We start from the raw sequence: 23,373 nt of genomic DNA, 5'->3' as shown, positions 1-23,373 counted from the left end.
TTCGCTGAATCGCGTGTCAACGGACAGGGTTAGTTAATTGAAGAATTACGGATTTATCAGAAGCTTCCTACGCAGATAAGGCACTCTACCTATTCTGCATGGCGAATCGAGCCACAGCTTTTGCCGGATTTTATCGTTCTGTCGTCGGTCGGTTTGTACAGCTGGAAATTTGGAGGGGGCGAACTTTAATCGCGGCGAGACTGTTGCAGGACATATATATGTAATGCAGTCACTTGATTAATTTTTTAGTGGGGAGGGCGTAAGCGAAACTTCCATCCATGGAAGTTTGTATTCCGGAAAGTTTACAGGTCAGCTGTTGTTTCTGAACTTACTGAGGAACTGCCGAGTGCGTTCTTCTTTCGGATTGGCGAACAACGCTTTCGCTTCACCTTGTTCGACGATCACGCCTTTATCGAAAAACACCACGCGGTTGGCCACATCACGAGCGAATGCCATTTCGTGGGTGACGATCACCATGGTGCGTTTCTCCTCGGCGAGGCCGCGGATGGTCGCCAGCACTTCACCCACCAGTTCCGGATCGAGGGCCGAGGTCGGCTCGTCGAACAGGATCACTTCCGGCTCCATCGCCAGCGCCCGGGCAATCGCCACGCGCTGTTGCTGGCCACCGGACAGGCGCCGTGGGTAGGCGTCTTCCTTGCCCGCCAGGCCAACCTTGGCCAGCAGCTTCTTGCCCAGGGCAATGGCTGCATCGCGGGGCGTCTTCTTGACCACGATCGGGCCTTCGATGACGTTTTCCAGGGCGGTGCGGTGCGGGAACAGGTTGAAGTTCTGGAACACGAAGCCCACATGCTGGCGCAGGTTGCGCACCAGGCTCTGCTGCTGGTTCAGCGGGCGGCTGGTATCGATCTCGATCTCGCCGACCTTGATCCGGCCGCTGGTGGGTTCCTCGAGGAAGTTCAGGCAACGCAGGAACGTGGTCTTGCCCGAGCCGCTGGGGCCGATGATTGCCACGACCTCGCCTTCCTTCACCTCCAGATCAATGCCGTTGAGCACGACTTGACCCTTGAACTGCTTTGTCAGTTTTTCCACGACAATCATGGGGTCAGGACTCCTGGTCGTGCCGATTGACCCGCTCTTCCAACTTGTTCTGGAAGTGCGACAGCACCGTGGCCAGAATCCAGTAGATCAGCGCGGCGGCAAGATACATGGTGAAGACTTCGAAAGTCCGGGCGGTAATCAGCTGCGCCTGACGGAACAGCTCCGGCACCTGGATGGTGGCGGCCAGTGCGGTGTCCTTGACCAGCGAAATGAAGCTGTTGCCCAGCGGCGGCAACGCCGTGCGCATCGCCTGCGGCAGGATGGCCCGGCGCAGGGTCTGCGCGCGGGTCATGCCGATGCTCGCAGCGGCTTCCCACTGGCCGCGTTCAATCGAGCCGATCGCGGACCGCAGGATTTCACAGGCGTAGGCGGCCATGTTCAGCGAGAAGCCGATCAGCGCCGCCGGCAGCGGGTCGAGTTCCATGCCCAATTGCGGCAAGCCGTAATAGATCACGAACAGTTGCACCAGCAACGGCGTGCCGCGAAAGAACGACACGTAGATGCGGGCCAGCCAGCTGACCGACTTGAAGCGCGACAGGCGCATCAACGCCAGGCCAAAGCCCAGCAGCAGGCCGAAGAACATGCCGCCCAGGCTAAGGATTACCGTGTAGTACGCGCCCTTCAACAGGAAGGGCGCGGAGACCAGTGCGAGTTGGAAAGCTTCTTCCATTATTGGGTGACGTCAGCGTTGAAGTATTTCGTGGACAGCTTCTCAAGGGTGCCGTCGGCACGCAGTTCGTCGAGGGCCTTGTTCACGGCGGCCAGCAGTTCAGGCTCGCCTTTGCGCAGGGCAATACCGGCTTCCTGACGCGAGAAGGCTTCACCGGCGGCGACGGTTTTCGGCGCTTTCTTGGCGTATTCCAGCGCAGCCAGACGGTCGATCAGGATCGCGTCGGTACGGCCGTTGTTCAGGTCGGCGAACTTGGTCGGATCATCGTCGTAGGTGCGCACGTCGGCACCCGGCACGTTGGCGCGGACCCACTGTTCGTAGTTGGTGCCCAGGCCCACGCCGACTTTCTTGCCGGACAGGTCAGCGGCGGATTTGATGTTCAGCGCGGCGGCCTTGTCTTTCAGTACCAGCGCCTGAATCCCGGAAACGGTGTACGGCTCGGAGAAGTCATACTTCTTCTTGCGCTCGTCGGAGATGGTCACCTGATTGACCACGACGTCCAGACGCTTGGATTCCAGTGCCGCGAGGATGCCGTCCCATTTGGTCGGCTGAATCTTGGCCTTCACGCCCAGCTTCTTGGCCAGGGCTTCGGACAGTTCGACTTCGAAACCCGACAGCTTGCCGTCGGCATCGACGAAGCTGAACGGTGGGTAAGTGCCTTCCAGGCCGACGTTGATAACGCCTTTGTCCTTGATCTGTTGCAGTTGTTCACCGGCAACGGCGCTGCTGATCAGACCGGCGCTCAGTGCCAGGCCCAGCGAACCTACCAGCAGATTTCGACGTAGTGCGGAAAGAATCATGACAAGCCCCTGTGTTTTCTTATGGAAGACGCTTAAGGAAAGTTGGCGAATCCGGGAATTGGACGACAGCGCTATCCTGCCTTAAAGCAGCTTATGCGTCTCTCGCGAAATTCGCCTGCGGCGAGACTATATGACGGTTCTTTTAGAATGGAAAATAATGAATTTTCTGTTTGTTATTCATCTGTGGAATATGTGTTTTTCGTATTCCGGGATGCATTCCCACGCAGAGCGTGGGAACGAGCGCGTCAGAGAAAATCCTTGTACGCAAACAACGCCGGGGCGCCGCCGGTGTGCAGGAAGATGATCGGGCCGTCGTCGAAACGCCCGCGACCGATGCCGTCGAGCAACCCGGCCATGGCCTTGCCGGTGTAGACCGGATCGAGCAGCACGGCGTCCTGACTCGCCAGCAGTTTCACCGCCGCCAGTGTCCCGGCATTCGGCTCGCCGTAGCGCGGGCCGAAGTATTCGTCCCACAACTCGACCTTGAAGCTGTCCGGCAGCGCCACGCCCAGCAGGTCGGCGGTGCGTTCGGCCAGGCCCTGGACTTTCGGGCGCTGATCTTCTTCGCTGCGCGAGACGGTCACGCCTATCACCGGCAGTTGCGGCAGGGCTTCGCTCAACGCCAGCGCCAGACCGCTGTGAGTGCCGGCACTCCCCGAGGCCAAAACGACGGCGGAAAATTGCAGCCCGGTGTCCTTGATCTGTTCCGCCAGCTCCAGACCGGCGCGCACGTAACCCAGCGCGCCGAGGGCGTTGGAGCCTCCGATCGGCACCAGATACGGCTTCTTGCCGTTGCTGCGCAGGCGCACGGCGAGGGCGGCCAGTTGTTCGTCGGCGTTGTCGAGGTTGTCGACCAGCTCGACCTTGGTGTCGAACAGGTCCAGCAGCAGGCGGTTGCCGTTGCCGGTGTAGTTGCTGTCGTCGGTGCCCAGCGGATTTTCCAGCAGCGCTACGCAACCCAGGCCCAGTTTGGCGGCCAGCGCGGCGGTCTGGCGAACGTGGTTCGATTGCAGTGCACCGGCGGTGATCAGGGTATCGGCGCCTTGGGCGAGGGCGTCGGCGGCGAGGTATTCGAGCTTGCGCAGCTTGTTGCCGCCCATGGCCAGCGGCGTCAGGTCGTCGCGTTTGATGTAGACATCGCGGCCGAGCCAGGTGGACAGACGCTCGAGCTTTTCCAGTGGGGTCGGTTGGCCGAGCAGGTCGAGGCGGTTGAAGCGTTGCAGCTGTTGTTTGATCGGTTGTGTGGACATGGTTCCGTACTGGCGGAGGAAGATCACCGGACTATAGGCACGCCGATTTACCGGGGCAACCGCCAATCGCTTATATCCAAACGTGCTTAGGCCAGCACTATCGGTTCTTAATTCGCGCCCGTGGGCTTGCCGTAAAGTAGTCGCCGTTGACGCGGCCAGACAGTCCGGCCGCCCGTGAGGAGTCTTTACCGTGAGCGAGCGTTCCAGCCATTGGCAATTGCAGACCATCGTCAGCCAGCTGCGTACCGCGCGGGATCAGTGGCGTGCACAGAATGGCCGCGCGTCCGGCGAGCAGGGCGGGCGCGAATTGCCGTCCCGCGATGCGATGGCGCAGATCCTTGAAGCCCTGTGCGGCGCACTGTTTCCGATGCGGCTGGGGCCGGTGGATCTGCGTGAAGAGAGCGAGGATTTCTACGTCGGCCACACCCTCGACGTCGCGCTGAATGCGTTGCTGGCCCAGGCACGACTCGAGTTGCGTTACGTCGCCCGTCACAGTGCTCAGGCAGACACTGAAGTCGAGGCTCAGGCGATCAGGATCATCCAGGATTTCGCCCTCGCACTGCCGGGCCTGCGCAGCCTGCTCGACACCGATGTGCTGGCCGCCTACCACGGCGACCCGGCGGCGCGCAGCGTCGATGAAGTGCTGCTGTGCTATCCGGGGATTCTGGCGGTGATTCACCATCGTCTGGCCCACCATTTGTACCGCGCAGGCCTGCCGCTGCTGGCGCGGATCAGCTCGGAAATCGCCCACTCGGCGACCGGCATCGATATTCATCCGGGCGCGCAGATCGGCCGCAGTTTCTTCATCGACCACGGGACAGGTGTGGTGATCGGCGAGACCGCGATCATCGGCGAGCGCGTCAGGATTTATCAGGCGGTGACCCTCGGCGCCAAACGCTTCCCGGCGGACGAGGACGGCCAGTTGCAGAAGGGCCATCCACGCCATCCGATCGTCGAGGACGACGTGGTGATCTACGCCGGAGCGACGATTCTCGGGCGGATCACCATCGGCAAGGGTTCGACCATCGGCGGCAACGTGTGGCTGACCCGCAGCGTGCCGGCCGGGTGTAACCTGACCCAGGCCAACCTGCAGCATGATGACGGGACGCAGAAGTAGCCTTTGCATCTCCTCCGACTGATCCGGCCCCATCGCGAGCAGGCTCGCTCCCACAGTGAGCCGCGTTGCAAATGTGGGAGCGAGCCTGCTCGCGATGGGCCTTCACACAACACCGATAACTGAACGAATCCTTCCAAACCCCCGTCATACCTCTCCTTGAGCTAGCGTACGAAAAGTACCGCTGAGCCCTGCGATTAGTCCTTGGCGCGCTATCCATGTTTAACTTGAACGTTCATTCAAGTTAAACCGGCGGTTCGCTGCCCGCTCACAACAGGAGGCTTGCCTTTGCTGAGTCCGATCATTTCAGCCATTTCCCAACGCCTTGAGGTGCACCGTTCATGAGTGCATCGTCCACCCCCGCCAGCGGTCTGGTGCGCATGAATCCGCCGGTGTTCTGGTTCGCCGCGACGGTGATTCTGCTGTTCGGCCTGACCGTCATCGCCATGCCGGAACAGGCCGGCGCCTGGCTTCTCGAAGCGCAAAACTGGGCGGCCAACACGGTCGGCTGGTACTACATGCTCGCCATGACCCTGTATCTGATCTTCGTGGTGGTTACCGCGTTGTCGGGCTACGGCAAGATCAAACTCGGTGCCGACCACGACGAACCCGAATTCAGTTACCTGTCCTGGGCCGGCATGCTGTTCGCCGCCGGGATCAGCATCACGCTGTTTTTCTTCTGCGTGTCCGAACCGCTGACCCACATGCTTCAGCCGCCGCAAGGCGAGGCCGGCACGGCGGACGCGGCGCGTCAGGCGATGCAGATTCTCTTTCTGCACTGGGGCCTGCACGGCTGGGGCGTGTTCGCTTTCGTCGGCATGGCGCTGGCGTATTTCGCTTATCGGCACAACCTGCCACTGGCCCTGCGTTCGGCGCTGTACCCGCTGATCGGCAAGCGCATCAACGGGCCCATCGGCTACGCAGTGGACGGCTTCGGCATCATCGCCACGGTGTTCGGCCTCGGTGCGGACATGGGCTTCGGCGTGCTCCATCTCAACTCCGGTCTGGACTACCTGTTCGGCATCGCCCACACCCAGTGGATTCAGGTCGGCCTGATCACGCTGATGATGGGCGCGGCGATCATCGTCGCCGTCTCCGGCGTGGATAAAGGCGTGCGGGTGATGTCCGACATCAACATGCTGCTGGCCTGTGCGTTGCTGCTGTTCGTGTTATTCGCCGGCCCCACCCAGCATTTGCTCAACACCCTGATCCAGAACCTTGGCGACTACCTCGGCGCGTTGCCGATGAAGAGTTTCGACCTCTACGCCTACGACAAACCGAGCGACTGGCTCGGCGGCTGGACGGTGTTTTACTGGGCCTGGTGGATTGCATGGTCGCCGTTCGTGGGCCTGTTCATCGCAAGGATTTCCCGTGGCCGGACCATCCGCGAATTCGTCTTCGGCGTGCTGCTGATTCCACTGGGTTTCACCCTGGCGTGGATGTCGATCTTCGGCAACAGCGCCATCGACCAGGTGCTCAATCACGGTATGACGGCACTGGGCATGTCGGCCCTCGACAACCCGTCGATGACCCTCTACCTGCTGCTGGAAACCTATCCGTGGAGCAAGACCGTCATCGCGGTGACGGTGTTCATCAGCTTCGTGTTCTTCGTCACCTCCGCCGACTCCGGCACCGTGGTGCTCTCGACCCTGTCGGCCAAGGGCGGCAACCCGGATGAAGACGGGCCGAAATGGCTGCGGGTGTTCTGGGGTGCGATGACCGCGCTGGTGACCAGCGCACTGTTGTTCTCCGGCAGCATCGATGCGTTGAAGTCGGCGGTGGTGCTGACCTCGCTGCCGTTCTCGATGATTCTGCTGCTGATGATGTGGGGCCTGCACAAGGCGTTCTATCTGGAGTCGCAGAAGCAGATCGCGCAGCTGCATTCCCTGGCGCCGGTCTCCGGTTCACGGCGTGGCAAGGGCGGCTGGCGTCAGCGTTTGAGCCAGGCTGTGCACTTCCCGTCGCGCGACGAGGTGTACCGCTTCATGGACACCACGGTAAAACCGGCCATCGAAGAAGTGACGGCCGTGTTCGCCGAGAAAGGCCTGAACGTGGTCACCCAACCGGACCCGGCACACGACAGCGTCAGCCTGGAAATCGGTCACGGCGAGCAGCATCCGTTCATCTATCAGGTGCAGATGCGCGGCTACTTCACGCCGTCGTTCGCTCGAGGCGGGATGGGTTCCAAACAGCTCAACAATCGCCGCTACTACCGCGCTGAAGTGCACTTGAGCGAGGGCAGTCAGGATTACGATCTGGTCGGTTACACGAAAGAGCAGATCATCAACGACATCCTTGACCAGTACGAACGGCACATGCAGTTCCTGCATCTGGTGCGTTGATCGGGGCAGGGCGCCGGGACGCTTTCAGGTCTCGGCGCTCAGCACCATGAACAACACCATCGCCGCCAGCGGCACACCATACACGGCGCTGCCGATCGCAATCTCCGACCCCAACGGCTGCCCGGCGTGGACCACGCCGACCGCACCATTGATCACCGTCAACGCCAGCCACAACGCCGCGAAACCATAGGCCAGCGTCTGCCGACTGAAGCCGATGCGCTCGCCGATGTAGAACATCAGCGCCAGCAGGATCAGGCCGAAGAAGATGATGATTGCGGTGTGCATGGGGAGGCCTGCGGCATAGTCGGTGTTTGGTCGGGCGCCTTCGCGGTTTCATTTAGAGCATAGCCAAACCAGCCCACGCCATATTCGTCAGGTACTTTCCCGCTCAATGACCGTGCACTGCAGCAGATTCAACCGCTGCACCTCATCGCTCGGCAACACGCCAAGGCTTTCCAGCACCCGCGTTGCCGCCAGTACGCCAATCTCCAGCGCCGGCGGTTTGATGGTGCTCAGGCTCGGCAGCAGCATCTCGGCGAACGGGTAGTCGCCGAAGCCGAGGACGGCGCAGTCTTCGGGGATTTTGAGGCCGGCGCGTTGTCCGGCCAGCAGGCCGCCAGCGGCGAGGTTGTCGTTGGCGAAGAGGATGGCGTCGGGGCGTGGTGAGGCGTTCATCAGCGCTTGCATCGCTTGTTTGCCGGCCTCGAACGGGGCGCGATCGGCGTCCGGTGCGAATACCCAGGGCTCCAGGCCCAACTCGCGGACGGTCGCCGCATAGCCGTCGCGGCGTTCCAGTGCGCTGAAGTCGCCGGGTGCGCTGTTCTGCACGAACGCGATGCGTCGATAGCCTTTGTTGTGCAGATAACGAGCGGCGCTGACACCCACTTCAAAGTGCGAAAAACCGATCTGCATCGGCTCGCGATCCGGCTGGTAATCCCAGGTTTCGATCACCGGGATATCCGCTTCGGCAAGCATCTTTTCTGTGCCCGCGCTGTGGAAGTGACTGGTCACCACCAGCGCCGCCGGCGACCAGCCGAGGAAGGCCCGCACGGCGTTTTCTTCCTGTTCAGTGCTGAAGTAACTCGAGGCCAGAAGTAGCTGATAGCCGTGACGGCTGAGGGTGTCGCTGAAGCCCTGAATGGTGTTGGCGAAGATCGGCCCGGAAATATTCGGGATCACCATACCGACGATTTTTCCCCGTGCCGAGGCGAGTCCGCCGGCCACCAGATTCGGCACATAACCCAGTTCGGCGACCACCGCCGCGATCCGTTCGCGACGCTCGGGCGAGACCTGTTCCGGCTGATTGAAATAGCGCGACACGGTGATCGCCGAAACACCGGCCTGGCGCGCCACCGCGTTGAGGGTCACGCGACCGGCGCCACGGCGTTTGCGGGGCTTTTCTTCGCTCAAGGCTCGATCCTTCTTGAAAACCAAAACGCATATAAAAGTAATTTTTCAGTATTGGACGGTCTATGTCCGGCTTGCCAATACTGGCGATGTTAGCGCTAACAAAGCGCGTTGTCTGCTACTCGCTCGAGCGAATGCCCAAGACACCGAGACAGGCGCTGTCGTCGCAGAACGGCAGCGGTTCAGGGCAACTTTTCGAGCGGGCAAACATGCACAACATTCCTGGGGCGACACACAAACTGGCGCAATCGATCCGCGCTGCGGGCTGGCTACTCACCGGGCTGGCCGCGTTGCCGCTGCCGGCCGCGTTCGCCGCCGACAGCACCGATCAGGAGCCGACTCTCAAATCCGTCACGGTCACCGCCACCCGCCGCGAAGAGTCGCTGCAAAAGGTGCCGGTGGCGGTGTCGGTGATCGACGGCGAGCAGCTGGAGCGTGACAACCGCAACAGCGTGGCGAGCATCGTCCAGCAAGTGCCGTCGCTGAATTTCCGCACCGGCGCATCGAACAAGGACACCTCGCTGTTCGTGCGTGGCGTGGGGACGATTTCCACCTCGCCGGGCGTCGAGCCGACCGTGGCCACGGTGATTGATGGCGTGGTCTACGCCCGTCCCGGCCAGTCGACCCTCGATCTGCTGGACCTGGAACGCGTCGAAGTTCTGCGCGGCCCGCAAGGCACGCTGTTCGGCAAGAACGCCTCGGCCGGCGTGCTGAACATCACCAGCAAGGCGCCGACCGCCGCGACCCACGGCTACATCGATCAGTCGTATTACAGCGGCAACGAAAGCCGCACCCGTTTCGGCATCGGCGGCAGCCTGATTCCGGACACGCTCAAGGGTTCGATCAGCACCTTGTTCGGCACTTACGACGGCAACGTCGACAACCAGCACAACGGTCAGGAGGTCAACGGCTACAACCATCGCGGCGTGCGCGGCAAACTGGAATTCACCCCGAACGACGACGTCACCTTTACCCTGATCGCCGACTACATGCAGTCCCACGATGACGGCCCCAACGGCGTCGTGACCAAGTCGTTGACCCCGGCCTTCGCCAATGCGTTGAGCCCGGTCAGTGCCACCAGCCACAATCGCGACATCAACACTGACACCCGCTCCCACGTCGAGGACACCAACAAGGGCCTGTCCGGCCAGCTCGACTGGCAACTGGGCGATTACACCCTGACGTCGATCACCGCGTGGCGTGGCTGGGACAACACCCAGTATCAGGACGGCGACCGTCTCGGCACGGTGACGGCGGCGTTCCCCGGCACGGCGGACAAGGGCGATCTGGCCTTCGACCAGTACTCGCAGGAGCTGCGTCTGGCGTCGCCGAAAGGCGAGTTCCTCGAATACGTTGGCGGCCTGTTCTACATGCATGGCAAGGATGACGAGACTTATCAGCGCACGCTAACTACAACAACCAGCATCAACCGTGGCGTCGCCGATTACAGCACCACCAGCGACAGCTACGCGGTGTTCGGCGAAAGCACGCTGAATTTCACCTCGGACTTGCGTGGCATCGCCGGCCTGCGCTACACCCACGACGATCTGGAATACGATCACCGTCGCGTTTCCACTTCCGCCACCACCGTCAGCGGCATTCAACCGGCCACCCGCAGTTCCGGGTCGGTGGATGAGGACGGCTGGTCCGGCCGGCTCGGTTTGCAGTACGACCTGAGCGATACCGTCACCACTTATCTGACCTATTCGCGTGGCTACAAAGGCCCGGCTTACAACGTGTTCTTCAACATGCAGCCGCGCGACACCGAAGCGCTGAAACCGGAAACCTCCAACACCTGGGAGGCGGGGATCAAGGCTTCGTCCTGGAACAATCGCCTGACCACCAACCTCGCGGTTTTCCACAGCGACTACGACAACTATCAGGCGAATTTTTTCGACACCGTCGCCGGGCAAGTCGTAACGCGCCTGATCAACGCCGGCAGCGTCAGCACCGAAGGTGTGGAACTTGATTTCGCTCTGCAGGCGACCCAGCAACTGAAGTTCTCCGGCGCGCTGGCCTACACCCGCGCCCGCATCGACGAGTTCGCCTGCCCGGCGGGCGCGGCGGCGTCTTGCAACGTCAACGGCAAACCGCTGCCGTTCAGCCCGGACTGGAAAAGCTACGTGCGGGCCGACTACACCATCCCGCTGGATAACGGCCTGGATATCGAACTCGGCACCGACTACAGCTGGCAGAGCGAAGTGCAGTACGACATCAGCCAGAACGCCGACACCAAACAGGGCGCCTACGGTCTCTGGAACGCCAGCGTGGCCCTGGCCGATTACACCAATGGCTGGCGCGTGGCGTTGCTCGGCAAGAACCTCACCGACAAGTCCTATTCGCCATTGCTCGCCAGCGGTGGCAACTACATCTACCGCGCTGTGCCTCGCGATGACGAGCGCTACTTCGGCGTGCAACTGCGCAAGGACTTCTGAGATGAGCAGACAGCTGAAACTCGGCGCGTTCCTCATGGCCACCGGGCACCACGTCGCCGCGTGGCGTCATCCGGACGTGCCGGCCAACGCGGGACTGGATTTCGCCCATTACAAACGCCTGGCGCAGATTGCCGAGGCAGCGAAGTTCGACACCCTGTTCGTCGCCGACAGCGTCGCCGCGCCGACCCAGGACATCGCCAGTCGCATGGCCCGTTCCGATCATTTCGAACCGCTGACCTTGCTCTCGGCATTGAGCGCAGTGACCGAACACATCGGCCTGATCGCCACCGCGACCACCAGTTACAACGAGCCGTACCACGTGGCGCGTAAATTCGCTTCGCTCGATCACCTGTCCGGCGGCCGAGCGGGGTGGAATCTGGTGACCTCGGACAATGCCGCCGAAGCGCAGAATTTCGGCCGCGACGAACACATCGGCCATGCCGAACGCTACAGCCGCGCCCGGGAGTTTCATCAGGTCGTCACCGGGCTTTGGGACAGTTGGCAGGACGACGCCTTCATTCGCGACAAAGCCAGCGGCGCGTATTACCACCCGGAAAAACTGCACGTGCTGAATCACGTTGGCGAGCACTTCCGGGTCAAAGGCCCGCTGAATGTCGCGCGTTCGCCACAGGGTCAGCCGGTGATCGTGCAGGCCGGCTCGTCGGAAACCGGGCGTGAACTGGCGGCGCAGACGGCCGAAGTGGTGTTCACCGCGCAGACTTCGCTGGCCAACGCCCAGGCGTTTTACGCCGACCTCAAGGGGCGCTTGCCGAAGTACGGACGCAGCGCCGATTCGCTGAAAATCATGCCCGGCGTGTTTGTCGTGGTCGGGCAGACGGAAGCCCAAGCGCAGGAAAAATGTGAAACGTTTCAGCAATTGGTCGAACCCGAGGTTGGCGTCGCCCTTCTTGGGCGTATGCTGGGCAACTTCGATCTGTCGAAGTACCCGCTGGACGGGCCGCTGCCGGAGTTGCCGCTGACTGACAGCGGCCAGCAGAGCCGACAGAAACTGCTGACCGAACTGGCCGGCCGCGAGCATCTGACCTTGGCCGAACTGGGGCGCAGAATCGCTGGCGGTCGCGGTCATTACAGCGTCGTCGGCACCCCGGCGCAGATTGCCGACCGTTTGCAGGAATGGTTCGAGCAGGGCGCGGCGGACGGTTTCAACGTGCTGGTGCCACATCTGCCCGGCGGGCTCGAAGACTTCGCCAATGGCGTGGTCCCGGAACTGCAACGGCGTGGGCTGTTCAGAACCGAATACGAGGGCCGGACCTTGCGCCAGAACCTTGGCCTCGACCGGCCCGGCAACAGATTTGCGTAGCAATCGACACCCGATTCAAGACCGACAAGAGAGGATTCGATGACTTACACCGCTGCCGAAAACCGCTATGACTCCATCCCTTACCGCCGCGTCGGACGCAGCGGTCTGGTGCTGCCGGCGCTGTCCCTGGGCCTGTGGCACAACTTCGGCGACAGCACGCCGATCGACACACAGCGCTCGTTGCTGCGCACGGCGTTCGACCTGGGCATCAACCACTTCGACCTGGCCAACAACTATGGCCCGCCCTACGGCAGCGCCGAGATCAACTTCGGCCGTCTGCTGCGCGAAGACTTCAAGCAGTACCGCGATGAACTGATCATCTCCAGCAAGGCCGGCTGGGACATGTGGCCCGGCCCTTACGGTCAGGGCGGCGGCTCGCGCAAATACGTGCTGGCCAGCCTCGACCAGAGCCTGCAACGCCTGGGCCTGGACTATGTGGATATCTTCTATTCGCACCGCTTCGACCCGGACACCCCGCTGGAAGAAACCGCCAGCGCCCTCGCCACGGCGGTGCAGCAGGGCAAGGCGTTGTACATCGGTATCTCGTCGTACTCCGGGGTGAAAACCCGCGAGATCGCCGCGTTGCTCAAAGAGTGGAAAGTGCCGCTGCTGATTCATCAACCGGCGTACAACCTGCTCAACCGCTGGGTGGAAAAGGACCTGCTCGACACCACCGACGAACTCGGCACCGGCGTGATTGCGTTCACCCCGCTGGCGCAAGGCCTGCTGACCGACAAGTATCTCAACGGCGTGCCAGCGGATGCGCGGGTCAATCGTCCGGGCGGAGGCTCGTTGCTGTCTTCGCATTTGTCCGAGGCCAACATCGCTCACGTGCGGGCGTTGAATGAAATCGCCAAACGTCGCGGGCAGAGCCTGGCGCAACTGGCGTTGGCGTGGACGCTGCGCGATCCGCGAGTGACTTCGGCGCTGATCGGCGCGAGCCGGCCGGAGCAGATTATCGAGAACGTCGGGGCGTTGAAGAATCTGAGCTTCAGTGCGGAAGAGCTGGCGGAGATTGACCGGTTTGCTCAGGAGGGCGGGATTAATCTTTGGGAGAAGCCTTCTACGGCGGAGTGATCGAAATTGGGGTGGGTCAGATAAATCCACCCCCTCACCCCAGCCCTCTCCCCCAGGGGGGCGAGGGGGAAAGGGAGCAAATCTCCATGGTTTTCAAACCTGAGTTCGACTCGATATTTCAGGTCGGTGTATAGCGACAAAACACCTCGGTCAGTCCCCTCTCCCTCCGGGAGAGGGTTAGGGTGAGGGGGGCTTTTGATTTTGCTCTGGCGTTAAAGGCTCAGCGAAAAAACGGCACATCCCCCAACACCGTAGCCCGCTGCATCACCCGCCGCGCCGGACGGTAGTCATCCACCGCGTAATGCTGCGTCACGCGGTTGTCCCAGAACGCAATGTCATCTTTCTGCCAGCGCCAGCGAATGGTGAATTCCGGCCGCGTCGCATGCGCGAACAAGAACTTCAATACCGCTTCGCTCTCGGTCTCCGACAGCTCATTGATCTTCGACGTGAACCCTTCGTTGACGAACAACGAGCGCCGTCCGCTCACCGGGTGCGTGCGAATCACCGGGTGCGACAGCGGTGGATTCTTGCGTCGTGCCGCTTCCCACTGCGCCAGCGCTTCGGGCGTGTTGCCGTAGCGTTCCAGCGGAAACGAGCGGGTGAAATCGTGAGTCGCGGTCAGCCCTTCGAGCAGCGCTTTCATCGGCGCCGACAGCGCCTCATATGCGGCAATCCCGCTGGCCCACAATGTGTCGCCACCGAATTCCGGCAACAGCTTGGCGCTGAGCACCGCGCCCATGGCCGGGGTCGGCAGGAAGGTCACGTCGGTGTGCCAGATCGCGTTGTCGCGCACGTCGGTGACGGCGGTGTCGAGGATCAGCACTTCCGGCTGTTCCGGCACATTCGGGTAGATCGGGTGAATGTGCAGGTCGCCGAAGTAGGCGGCGAATCGCGCCTGCTGCGACGGCTCGATCGGTTGATTGCGGAAGAACAGCACCTGGTATTTGAGCAGTGCCTGCTCGATGGCATCGCGCTGTTCCAGATTCAGCGGCTGGCTGATGTCGACGCCGCTGATCTGTGCGCCGAGGGCCGAGCTTAACGGGGTGATGTTCAGGCTGCTCATGGTGGTTCTCTTCAATTCCGGGGCCCCGAAACTGTCGGGGTAGTCAGTGCTGAAAAATCAGTGGGCCTGGCCGTGCCACGGCACCAGTTTGCGTTGCAGGGCGCGCAGGCCCATTTCCATCGCGAAGGCGATCAGGGCGATGACCAGAATCCCCAGCACCACCACATCGGTGACCAGGAACTGCGCAGCCGACTGCACCATGAAGCCCAGGCCGCTGGTGGCCGCGATCAATTCGGCAGCGACCAAAGTCGACCAGCCGACACCCAGACCAATGCGCACACCGGTCAGAATGTCCGGCAGGGCGCTTGGCAAAATCACGTGGCGGATCAGTTGCGCGCGGGTGGCACCCAGCGACTGCGCGGCGCGCAATTTGGCCGGGTCGACGGTGCGCACGCCGGTCGCGGTGGCAATCGCGATCGGAGCGAAAATCGCCAGGTAGATCAGCAGCACTTTCGACAACTCGCCGATGCCGCACCAGATCACGATCAGCGGCAAATAGGCCAGTGGCGGAATCGGGCGATAGAACTCGATCAGCGGATCGAGCACGCCACGGGCGATGCGGTTGGCGCCGATGGCGATGCCCACCGGCACCGCGGTCAGAATCGCAAAACCCAGGCCCAGGCCGATTCGGCTGAGGCTCGCGCCCAGGTGCTGCCACAACGTCGAATCCATGTAGCCCGTAGTCGCCAGCAACCAGCCTTTTTGCAGCACGGCGGACGGTGGTGGCAGGAACAGCGGTTCGATCAGGCCGGTAGCCGTGACGGCCCACCAGATCACCAGCAAGGCGAACAAGGTCAGCAGGCTGATCCAGCGGGTGCTGAGACGGCGGCGCACGGGAGTCGCCACTGACGTGGCGGCGGGTTTCACGGCGGTGGCGGAAACGTCGTAACTGCTCATGCGCGCTCCTGCCGCTGAACGGCGCTGCGTTGCGAGAACACTTTGGCCAGCACGTGTTCGCGGGTTTCGATGAAGCGCGGATCGGACTTGATCGCCCGCGCCGATTCGCCGGCGGCGTAGCGCTGGCCGAAATCCAGGTGCAGACGCTCGACGATCTGCCCCGGATTCGGCGCCAGCAGAATCAGGTCAGTGGCGAGGAACACTGCTTCTTCAATGTCGTGGGTAATCAGGAATACCGGTTTGGCGGTACGTTGCCAGACTTGCAGCAACAGCTCCTGCATCTGTTCACGGGTGAAGGCGTCGAGGGCGCCGAAGGGCTCGTCCATCAGCAATACACGTGGGTCGGCCGCGAGAGCGCGGGCCAGGCCAACACGCTGTTTCTGGCCGCCGGACAGCTGCCAGATGCGACGATGTTCAAAACCGGAAAGGTCGACCAGCGCGAGCATTTCCCGGGCGCGCTGTTCGCGTTTGTCCTTGGCCACACCGGCCAGTTCCAGACCGAAAGCCACGTTGGCCAGCACGTCCTGCCAGGGCAGCAGGGCGTCGTCCTGGAACACCACGCCGCGCTCAGCGCTCGGGCCTTTGACCGGCACATTGTCGAGGGTGATACGGCCGGCGCTCGGTTCGACGAAACCGGCAATCAGGTTCAACAGCGAAGTCTTGCCACTGCCGGACGGGCCGAGGGCCACCAGCAATTGCTGCGGGCCGAGGGTCAGGGAAATGTCGGACAGTACCGGTTCCGGGCTGCCGGGATACTGTGCGCTGATGCGCTCCAGCTGTAGCAAGGCCATCGCAATTAACTCCCGATCAGTTGGTGATGTACTTGGCGCTGACGTACGGCGCGTAGTCCGGCAGTACCGCTTCGACCTTGCCTTGCTCCTTGAGGAACGCAGCGGTGTCGGTGATGGCTTTGGTGGTCGGTGCGCCGAGGTCACTGACCTGATCCGCCGCCAGCGGGTAGACGTTGCCTTGCAGCAGCAATGGGATGTCGCTGGCTTTGGCGCCGGACAGTTTCACCAGCTTGTCGACGTTGCTCTGATTGGCCAGCCAGGCTTTCGGATCCTTGCGGTAATCGGCGTAGGCGTCGAGGGTGACCTTGGCGAAGGCGGTGACGATTTCCGGGTGCTTCTCGGCGAAGTCCTTGCGCACGATCCAGGCGTCGAAGGTCGGCGCGCCGAACTTGGCCAGTTCACCGGAAGTGATCAGCACTTTGCCGTTTTCCTTGGCCACACCCAGCGCCGGATCCCAAACGTAGGTGGCGTCGATGTCACCGCGTTTCCACGCGGCAATGATTGCCGGCGGGGCGAGGTTGAGCACGGTGACTTTCGAAGGATCGATGTTCCAGTGCTTCAGCGCGGCCAGCAGGCTGTAGTGACCGGTGGACACGAACGGCACGGCGATTTTCTTGCCGACCAGATCCTGCGGGGTCTTGATGCCGGAGCCGTCACGGGCGACCAGTGCTTCGGCGGCGCCGATCTGGGTGGCGATGAGGAAGGTTTCCACCGGGACTTTGCGGGTGATCGCAGCGGTCAGCGGGCTGGAACCGAGGTAGCCGATCTGCACGTCACCGGAGGCGATGGCGGCAATGATGTCGGCACCGTTATCGAATTTGCGCCAGTTGATGTCGGCCTTGGTGGCTTTTTCATAGGCGCCGTCGGCCTGGGCGACTTTCGCCGGGTCAACGGTGGTCTGGTAGGCGACGGTGAGGTCGGCGGCCTGAGCCAGAAAACTCGCAGCAGCCAGAGAGGCCACGGCCAGCAGGCGAAGCGGGAAATTCAGTTTCATTCAAGAGCTCCATATCAGGCGACCGAGCGTCGGCGTGAAAGGAGACTAAATGATCTAAGAATCTAAAAATAAATAACTTTTTAGAATGAGCTTATGAGCGGAAAAATCTAAGGCTCGCTGGTGTTGGGGGCGTTTGAGTTTTGGGTATGGCTTGAGATTTTTTCCCCCTCACCCCAACCCTCTCCCCCAGGGGGGCGAGGGGGAGAGGGAGCTGATCGCGGGCTTTTCAGATCCTGAGTTCGACTCGGTATTTCACGTCGACGTAGCTCTGATAAACACTGCGGTCAGTCCCCTCTCCCTCTGGGCGGTCCGACGTTTCGGGAGGGTTAGGGTGAGGGGGCTGCGATCCAACGCCGATCAATCAGTTACTGATCGCCAGAATGCTCGCCTGATACGACCCGACAAATACGTCGAAATCGCCCACCTCGTTCTGCTCCAGCTCCGCCTGTTGCGCCAGCGAAGACCGCGCCAGTTCTTCGAACTTCGCTTGCTCGTCAGCCGCCAACGGCTCGCTGCGGAAGAACTCGGCGTGAGCCTGGCTCTGGCGCAGGGAGAATTGCGCGAAGCTTTCCTTGTGCGCGGCCATTGCCGCCAGCACCTGGGCCGAAGGCGTCAGGGATGAATCCTTGACCTTCGCCAGCTGCGCATCGAGCGCCTTGCTATGGGCATCGCCGCCATGGCTTTGATCCAGCAATGCCGCCAGCGGAGCGATTTTTTCCAGCAGTTCGGCAGCCCATTCCTTCAGCTCGACCGGTTGGCCATCGCGCTGCAATTGCAGGCCCGGACGGCGACCTTCCTTGACCACGCTGAGGAAGTTGGAGGTGGCGTTGCCGCAGGAGTTGTTGGTCAGCAGCGGGCTTTCGTTCAGCGCGCAGTACAGCAGGAATGCGTCGAGGAAGCGCGACTCGGTGAGGTCGATGCCCATCGGCAGGAACGGGTTGATGTCCAGGCAGCGCACTTCGACATACTGGATGCCACGGGCCATCAAGGCCTGGATCGGCCGCTCGCCGGTGTAGGTCACGCGTTTCGGGCGGATGTTCGAGTAGTACTCGTTTTCGATCTGCAGGATGTTGGTGTTCAGTTGCACCCACTCGCCATTCTGGTGCGTACCGATTTCAACGTACGGCGCGTACGGCGTGGCCACCGCTTGGCGCAGGCTGTCGGTGTAGCTCGCCAGGTCGTTGTAGCACGGGGTCAGGCCCGCCTGGGCGTTGCTCTGGTAACCGAGGTCGCTCATGCGCAGGCTGGTGGCGTAGGGCAGGTACAGGGTGTCCGGATCCAGCTGTTCCAACTGGTGCGAACGACCGCGCAGGAAACCGGCGTCCAGCGCCGGCGAAGCGCCGAACAGGTACATCAGCAGCCAGCTGTAGCGGCGGAAGTTACGGATCAGCGCGATATAGGACGACGACTGGAAATCCCGGTCAGTGCCAACGAAGCCTTCGGCTTCTTTCAGCAACGGCCAGAGCTTTTCCGGCAGGGAGAAGTTGTAGTGGATCCCGGCGATGCACTGCATGGTCTTGCCGTAACGCAGGGCCAGGCCCTTGCGGTAGACGTACTTGAGCTGACCGATGTTGGAGGTGCCGTAATAGGCGATCGGGATGTCTTCCTCGGCCGGCAACGGGCACGGCATCGATGGACTCCACAGGTACTCGTTGCCGAGCTTGCTGTAGGCGAAGCGATGAATCTTGTCCAGGCTGGCCAGGGTATCGGCCGGGTCCGGCAGGGCGGGCGTGATGAACTCCAGCAGCGACTCGGAATAGTCGGTGGTGATCTGTTCGTTGGTCAGCGCGGAACCCAGGGCTTCAGGGTGCGGCGTCTGGGCCAGGCGGCCTTCGCCGGTCACCCGCAGGCATTCACGTTCGATACCGTGAAGGCACTGCTCAAGCAGAGAGAGGTTAGCGCGCTCGCCGAGCAGAGCCAGGCGGCGGTTGAGAAGTTCGCTCAATTTGGATTCCTTCACGCGTCAGTCGCCCCAATATGGGGGTGGGCAGGACGGTCTACAAGGGTGAAGTTGAAACTGGCGTTTTCGCCTGGTTTGTCGGGCTCTGAAGCCCCCGTTGAAACGCCAACTTCACTCCCTGAATCTGGCCGATGCACGCGAAGATTACGCGGTTCCTGTGGGAGCGGGCTTGCCCGCGAAGGCGTCGTGTCAGGCGAACTGATGCTGCCTGACACTCCCTCTTCGCGGGCAAGCCCGCTCCCCCAGAAACGCTCGACGCTGCGATCACAGCGCCGAAATTAACTCAAAATGATGAACAACATCTACAGGACAGCGAACGTGCCTTGCGCTTTTGCGACCAGTTTGTCGCCCTGCATCACGTCGGCTTCGACCACCAGCGTGCGCCGGCCCGGGTGGATCACCCGCGCCGTGCACAGCACCTCGCCATCAGAGACGGCGCGGATGTAGTTGATCTTGCACTCGATGGTCGCGCTCTGCTGGTCGAAGCCGTGGGTGCTGGAGCAGGCCAGCCCCATGGCGATATCGACCAGACTGAACAGCGCGCCGCCGTGCAGCTTGCCGCCGCGATTGCGCAGTTCGGGTTCCAGCGCCAGGGCGACTTGCGCCACCCCGGTTTCCAGGCTGTGCAGGCGGCAGCCCAACAGCTTGAAAAACGCGCTCTCGACGAGCCCGGCCGGAATCTCCATCAGCGTTTCTTCAACTGCTTGGCGTTGGCGAACAGCGACGCCATGGCGTTGTTCGCCGGAGCCGCCGGGGTGGTTTCCTTGCGCGGCGCCGAACCTTGCGACTGGCGTGGCGCCGAGCCCGGACGCGAGCCACGGGCACCGTCGATCTTCTCGCCCGGGGTGTCGCTCATGCGCATCGACAGGCCGACGCGTTTGCGCGGGATGTCGACTTCCATGACCTTCACCTTCACCACGTCACCGGCCTTCACCGCTTCGCGCGGATCCTTGATGAATTTCTCCGACAGCGCCGAAATGTGCACCAGACCGTCCTGATGCACGCCGATGTCGACGAACGCACCGAACGCGGTCACGTTGGTCACCACGCCTTCGAGGATCATTCCCAGTTGCAGGTCCTTCAGGTCCTCGACGCCTTCCTGGAACTCGGCGGTCTTGAACTCCGGACGCGGGTCGCGGCCCGGTTTTTCCAGCTCTTGCAGGATGTCGGTGACGGTTGGCAGACCGAAAGTCTCGTCGGTGAATTTCTTCGGATCCAGACGCTTGAGGAACGCCGCATCGCCGATCAGCGAGCGGATGTCACGGTCGGTTTCAGCGGCGATGCGCTGCACCAGCGGATAGGCTTCCGGGTGAACGGCCGAGGAATCCAGCGGGTTGTCGCCATTCATCACGCGCAGGAAGCCGGCGGCCTGTTCGAAGGTTTTCTCGCCCAGACGCGCGACTTTCTTCAGCGCCGCGCGGGTCTTGAACGCGCCGTGCTCGTCACGGTGGGCCACGATGTTCTGCGCCAGAGTCGCGTTGAGGCCGGAGATCCGCGCCAGCAGTGCCACGGAGGCGGTATTCACGTCCACGCCCACGGCGTTCACGCAGTCCTCGACCACGGCGTCCAGACCGCGCGCCAGTTTCAGCTGCGACACGTCGTGCTGGTACTGACCGACACCGATGGATTTCGGGTCGATCTTCACCAGTTCGGCCAGTGGATCCTGCAGACGACGGGCGATCGAGACCGCGCCACGGATCGACACGTCCAGATCCGGGAATTCCTTGGCTGCCAGTTCCGAGGCCGAGTACACCGATGCACCGGCTTCGGACACCATGACCTTGGTCATTTTCATTGCTGGATATTTTTTGATCAGTTCGATGGCCAGCTTGTCGGTCTCACGGCTGGCGGTGCCGTTGCCGATGGCGATCAGGTCGACCGAGTGCTTGGCGCACAGGGCGGCCAGGATGGCGATGGTCTGATCCCATTTGTTGTGCGGCACGTGCGGGTAAACCGTGGCGTGATCCAGCAGTTTGCCGGTGGAGTCGACCACCGCGACCTTGCAGCCGGTACGCAGGCCCGGGTCGAGGCCCAGGGTGGCGCGCGGGCCGGCCGGGGCGGCCAGCAGCAGGTCGTGCAGGTTGTGAGCGAACACGTTGATCGCTTCGGTTTCGGCGCCGTCGCGCAGCTCGCCCAGCAGGTCGGTTTCCAGGTGGGTGTAGAGCTTGACCTTCCAGGTCCAGCGCACCACTTCGCTCAGCCATTTGTCGGCCGGGCGGTTCTGGTTCTGGATGCCGACGTGCTGACCGATCATGCCCTCGCATGGGTGCAGGGTGCCCGGCAGTTCTTCGCCGACTTTCAGTGCAGAGCTGAGAATGCCTTCGTTGCGGCCACGGAAAATCGCCAGCGCGCGGTGCGACGGCATGCTTTTCAGCGGTTCGTCGTGTTCGAAGTAATCACGGAACTTCGCGCCTTCCTCTTCCTTGCCGGCGATTACGCGGGCACTGAGAGTGGCTTCCTGCTTCAGGTAGGTGCGCAGTTTTTCCAGCAGGTTGGCGTCTTCGGCGAAGCGCTCCATGAGGATGTACTTGGCGCCTTCCAGTGCTGCCTTGGCGTCGGCCACGCCTTTTTCGGCGTCGATGAAGCGTGCGGCTTCGGCTTCCGGGGTCAGCGACGGGTCGTTGAACAGACCGTCGGCCAGTTCGCCGAGGCCGGCTTCCAGGGCGATCTGGCCCTTGGTGCGGCGCTTCTGCTTGTACGGCAGGTACAAGTCTTCGAGGCGGGTCTTGGTGTCGGCGAGTTTGATTTCGCGCTCCAGCTCAGGGGTGAGTTTGCCCTGCTCCTGGATGCTGGAAAGAATGCTGATGCGCCGTTCGTCGAGTTCTCGCAGGTAGCGCAGACGCTCTTCCAGATGACGCAGTTGGGTGTCATCGAGGCTGCCGGTCACTTCTTTCCGGTAACGGGCGATGAAGGGAACGGTAGAGCCTTCATCGAGTAGCGCGACGGCCGCTTCGACCTGTTGTGGGCGTACGCCGAGTTCCTCGGCGATGCGGCTGTTGATGCTGTCCATAAAACCACCTGACAAATTGTGAAAGCAGGCTCGCAGGCGCGTAAATGAAGGCCCGGAGTCTGGTGGGGCGGCTTGATGCTGGCCGCTGCCTGGGTCAAAAGGCATCCCATTGACCCGTGAAATCGAACAATTACTGCGGCGCCCATGAAAATAAGGGACGGCCACCTGCGGTAACGATTCAGACGTTGCCTGACACAAAAGGCCGCGCATTATAACCAGCGTTCTGTCATTCGGGGGCGACACAGTCTGTAGGCACAAGCCCCGGTTTTCTGGCAGTGAAGGAAAAATCTGCTAACAATGCACACGGTGCGTATAACGGCAGCTACGCCATAATGCGCGCCGAGCTAAAAGGAGCATCCAATGAGCAGCACTGCACAAACTGCTGAAGGCGAAAAAATTCTCATCGTTGACGACGATCCGGGGCTGAGCAGCCTGCTGGAACGCTTTTTCGTCAGCAAGGGCTACCGTGCCCGCGCCGTGCCGAACACCGAGCAGATGGATCGTCTGCTGTCGCGTGAAGTGTTCAACCTGGTCGTCCTCGACTTGATGCTGCCCGGCGAAGACGGCCTGACTGCTTGCCGCCGCCTGCGTGGCGCGAACAATCAGATTCCGATCATCATGCTCACCGCCAAGGGCGACGAGCTGAGTCGTATCAAGGGCCTGGAACTGGGGGCCGACGACTACCTGGCCAAACCGTTCAACCCGGACGAGCTGATGGCCCGCGTCAAGGCCGTGTTGCGCCGTCAGGCCGCACCGGTGCCGGGCGCGCCGGGCAGTGAAGAAGAAAACGTCACGTTCGGCGACTACGTGCTGTCCCTGGCCACCCGCGAACTCAAACGCGGCGACGAAGTGCACATGCTCACCACCGGTGAGTTTGCGGTGCTCAAGGCCCTGGTGATGAATGCCCGTCAGCCGCTGACCCGCGACAAGTTGATGAACCTGGCCCGTGGCCGGGAGTGGGATGCCCTGGAGCGTTCCATCGACGTGCAGATTTCCCGCCTGCGCCGGATGATCGAACCCGATCCGTCCAAGCCGCGCTACATCCAGACCGTCTGGGGTGTCGGCTACGTGTTCGTGCCGGATGGCAACTCCACCAAGTGATGGGTGATTTGTAGGAGCGAGTCTGCGGGGAACGGTCGGAAACGCCGTCCACGCAGACTCGCAATCCGCAATATGCGAGCAT

General features: G+C 62.0%; 19 protein-coding genes. 6 read left to right on the top strand and 13 right to left on the bottom strand.

The features are described 5' to 3' along the window. Nucleotides 1-309 precede the first annotated feature (309 nt). From tcyN to L6D74_RS09130, 4 genes are all read right to left on the bottom strand, one after another. Complete coding sequence (gene tcyN / locus L6D74_RS09145; protein ID WP_064592708.1) at nucleotides 310-1,059, bottom strand: L-cystine ABC transporter ATP-binding protein TcyN; 750 nt, start codon at nucleotides 1,057-1,059, stop codon at nucleotides 310-312. Nucleotides 1,060-1,063: 4 nt separating this feature from the next. Further along, nucleotides 1,064-1,729 carry a cystine ABC transporter permease gene (gene tcyL, locus L6D74_RS09140; protein WP_236188800.1) on the bottom strand — a complete coding sequence of 222 codons (666 nt, stop codon included), beginning with the start codon at nucleotides 1,727-1,729 and terminating at the stop codon, nucleotides 1,064-1,066. Further along, nucleotides 1,729-2,529: a cystine ABC transporter substrate-binding protein gene (gene tcyJ, locus L6D74_RS09135; RefSeq protein WP_064592710.1), complete on the bottom strand. Its 801-nt coding sequence runs from the start codon at nucleotides 2,527-2,529 to the stop codon at nucleotides 1,729-1,731. Before tcyJ ends, tcyL begins: the two co-directional genes overlap by 1 nt. 245 nt (nucleotides 2,530-2,774) lie before the next feature. Next, nucleotides 2,775-3,779, bottom strand: coding sequence for a D-cysteine desulfhydrase (locus L6D74_RS09130; RefSeq protein ID WP_085647938.1), 1,005 nt, complete (start codon nucleotides 3,777-3,779; stop codon nucleotides 2,775-2,777). Nucleotides 3,780-3,969: 190 nt separating this feature from the next. Between L6D74_RS09130 and epsC the strand changes: the two genes are divergently transcribed. Together epsC and betT are read left to right on the top strand one after the other, a co-directional pair. Next, complete coding sequence (gene epsC / locus L6D74_RS09125) at nucleotides 3,970-4,896, top strand: serine O-acetyltransferase EpsC (protein ID WP_007952730.1); 927 nt, start codon at nucleotides 3,970-3,972, stop codon at nucleotides 4,894-4,896. A 377-nt stretch (nucleotides 4,897-5,273) separates the two neighbouring features. Beyond that, on the top strand, nucleotides 5,274-7,235 hold the full coding sequence (betT, locus tag L6D74_RS09120; RefSeq protein WP_172829513.1) for a choline transporter BetT: 1,962 nt from the start codon (nucleotides 5,274-5,276) through the stop codon (nucleotides 7,233-7,235). 24 nt (nucleotides 7,236-7,259) lie between these two features. Here the strand turns inward: betT and L6D74_RS09115 are convergent, their stop codons facing one another. Both L6D74_RS09115 and L6D74_RS09110 read right to left on the bottom strand, forming a co-directional pair. Further along, nucleotides 7,260-7,520, bottom strand: a complete 261-nt coding sequence (locus L6D74_RS09115) for a hypothetical protein (RefSeq protein ID WP_007952727.1) — start codon at nucleotides 7,518-7,520, stop codon at nucleotides 7,260-7,262. A gap of 87 nt (nucleotides 7,521-7,607) precedes the next feature. Beyond that, a complete protein-coding gene (locus L6D74_RS09110; protein WP_064592716.1) occupies nucleotides 7,608-8,645 on the bottom strand; it encodes a LacI family DNA-binding transcriptional regulator in 1,038 nt (345 codons plus the stop codon). 206 nt (nucleotides 8,646-8,851) lie between these two features. Between L6D74_RS09110 and L6D74_RS09105 the strand changes: the two genes are divergently transcribed. From L6D74_RS09105 to mgrA, 3 genes are read left to right on the top strand one after another with little or no spacing between them, the layout of a single operon-like run. Next, nucleotides 8,852-11,077 (top strand): TonB-dependent receptor, encoded by a 2,226-nt coding sequence (locus L6D74_RS09105; RefSeq protein WP_236188796.1) that lies wholly within the window; start codon nucleotides 8,852-8,854, stop codon nucleotides 11,075-11,077. 1 nt (nucleotide 11,078) lies between these two features. After that, nucleotides 11,079-12,398, top strand: a complete 1,320-nt coding sequence (locus tag L6D74_RS09100) for an LLM class flavin-dependent oxidoreductase (protein ID WP_236188791.1) — start codon at nucleotides 11,079-11,081, stop codon at nucleotides 12,396-12,398. A gap of 39 nt (nucleotides 12,399-12,437) precedes the next feature. Further along, nucleotides 12,438-13,475, top strand: a complete 1,038-nt coding sequence (gene mgrA / locus L6D74_RS09095; protein ID WP_236188789.1) for an L-glyceraldehyde 3-phosphate reductase — start codon at nucleotides 12,438-12,440, stop codon at nucleotides 13,473-13,475. A gap of 220 nt (nucleotides 13,476-13,695) precedes the next feature. Here mgrA and tauD read toward each other — a convergent pair whose 3' ends face one another. The 7 genes from tauD to L6D74_RS09060 form a co-directional block, all read right to left on the bottom strand. Then, the gene (gene tauD, locus L6D74_RS09090) at nucleotides 13,696-14,538 is read right to left on the bottom strand and encodes a taurine dioxygenase (protein ID WP_074689444.1); all 843 of its coding nucleotides are present in this window, start codon (nucleotides 14,536-14,538) and stop codon (nucleotides 13,696-13,698) included. Nucleotides 14,539-14,595: 57 nt separating this feature from the next. Then, complete coding sequence (tauC, locus tag L6D74_RS09085) at nucleotides 14,596-15,435, bottom strand: taurine ABC transporter permease TauC (RefSeq protein WP_074689446.1); 840 nt, start codon at nucleotides 15,433-15,435, stop codon at nucleotides 14,596-14,598. After that, nucleotides 15,432-16,226, bottom strand: a complete 795-nt coding sequence (tauB, locus tag L6D74_RS09080; protein ID WP_011331959.1) for a taurine ABC transporter ATP-binding subunit — start codon at nucleotides 16,224-16,226, stop codon at nucleotides 15,432-15,434. Before tauB ends, tauC begins: the two co-directional genes overlap by 4 nt. Nucleotides 16,227-16,242: 16 nt before the next feature. Beyond that, entirely contained in the window at nucleotides 16,243-17,220 is a 978-nt protein-coding gene (tauA, locus tag L6D74_RS09075) for a taurine ABC transporter substrate-binding protein (RefSeq protein ID WP_007952702.1), read from the bottom strand. Nucleotides 17,221-17,581: 361 nt separating this feature from the next. Next, nucleotides 17,582-19,165 (bottom strand): glutamate--cysteine ligase, encoded by a 1,584-nt coding sequence (gene gshA, locus L6D74_RS09070; RefSeq protein ID WP_163973843.1) that lies wholly within the window; start codon nucleotides 19,163-19,165, stop codon nucleotides 17,582-17,584. 317 nt (nucleotides 19,166-19,482) lie between these two features. Next, complete coding sequence (locus tag L6D74_RS09065; RefSeq protein ID WP_085647944.1) at nucleotides 19,483-19,866, bottom strand: PaaI family thioesterase; 384 nt, start codon at nucleotides 19,864-19,866, stop codon at nucleotides 19,483-19,485. Next, nucleotides 19,866-22,190, bottom strand: a complete 2,325-nt coding sequence (locus L6D74_RS09060; RefSeq protein WP_236188788.1) for a Tex family protein — start codon at nucleotides 22,188-22,190, stop codon at nucleotides 19,866-19,868. Before L6D74_RS09060 ends, L6D74_RS09065 begins: the two co-directional genes overlap by 1 nt. A 360-nt stretch (nucleotides 22,191-22,550) precedes the next feature. Here L6D74_RS09060 and ompR point away from each other — a divergent pair, with 360 nt between their 5' ends. After that, complete coding sequence (ompR, locus tag L6D74_RS09055; RefSeq protein WP_007952694.1) at nucleotides 22,551-23,291, top strand: osmolarity response regulator transcription factor OmpR; 741 nt, start codon at nucleotides 22,551-22,553, stop codon at nucleotides 23,289-23,291. The last annotated feature ends 82 nt before the right edge of the window (nucleotides 23,292-23,373 follow it).

Origin of the sequence: Pseudomonas pharyngis, from assembly GCF_021602345.1 — a bacterium.
In the GTDB taxonomy this organism is placed as follows: domain Bacteria; phylum Pseudomonadota; class Gammaproteobacteria; order Pseudomonadales; family Pseudomonadaceae; genus Aquipseudomonas; species Aquipseudomonas pharyngis.
The sequence above is the reverse complement of the archived record's forward strand: the minus strand, read 5'-3'. Positions and strand labels throughout refer to the sequence as shown.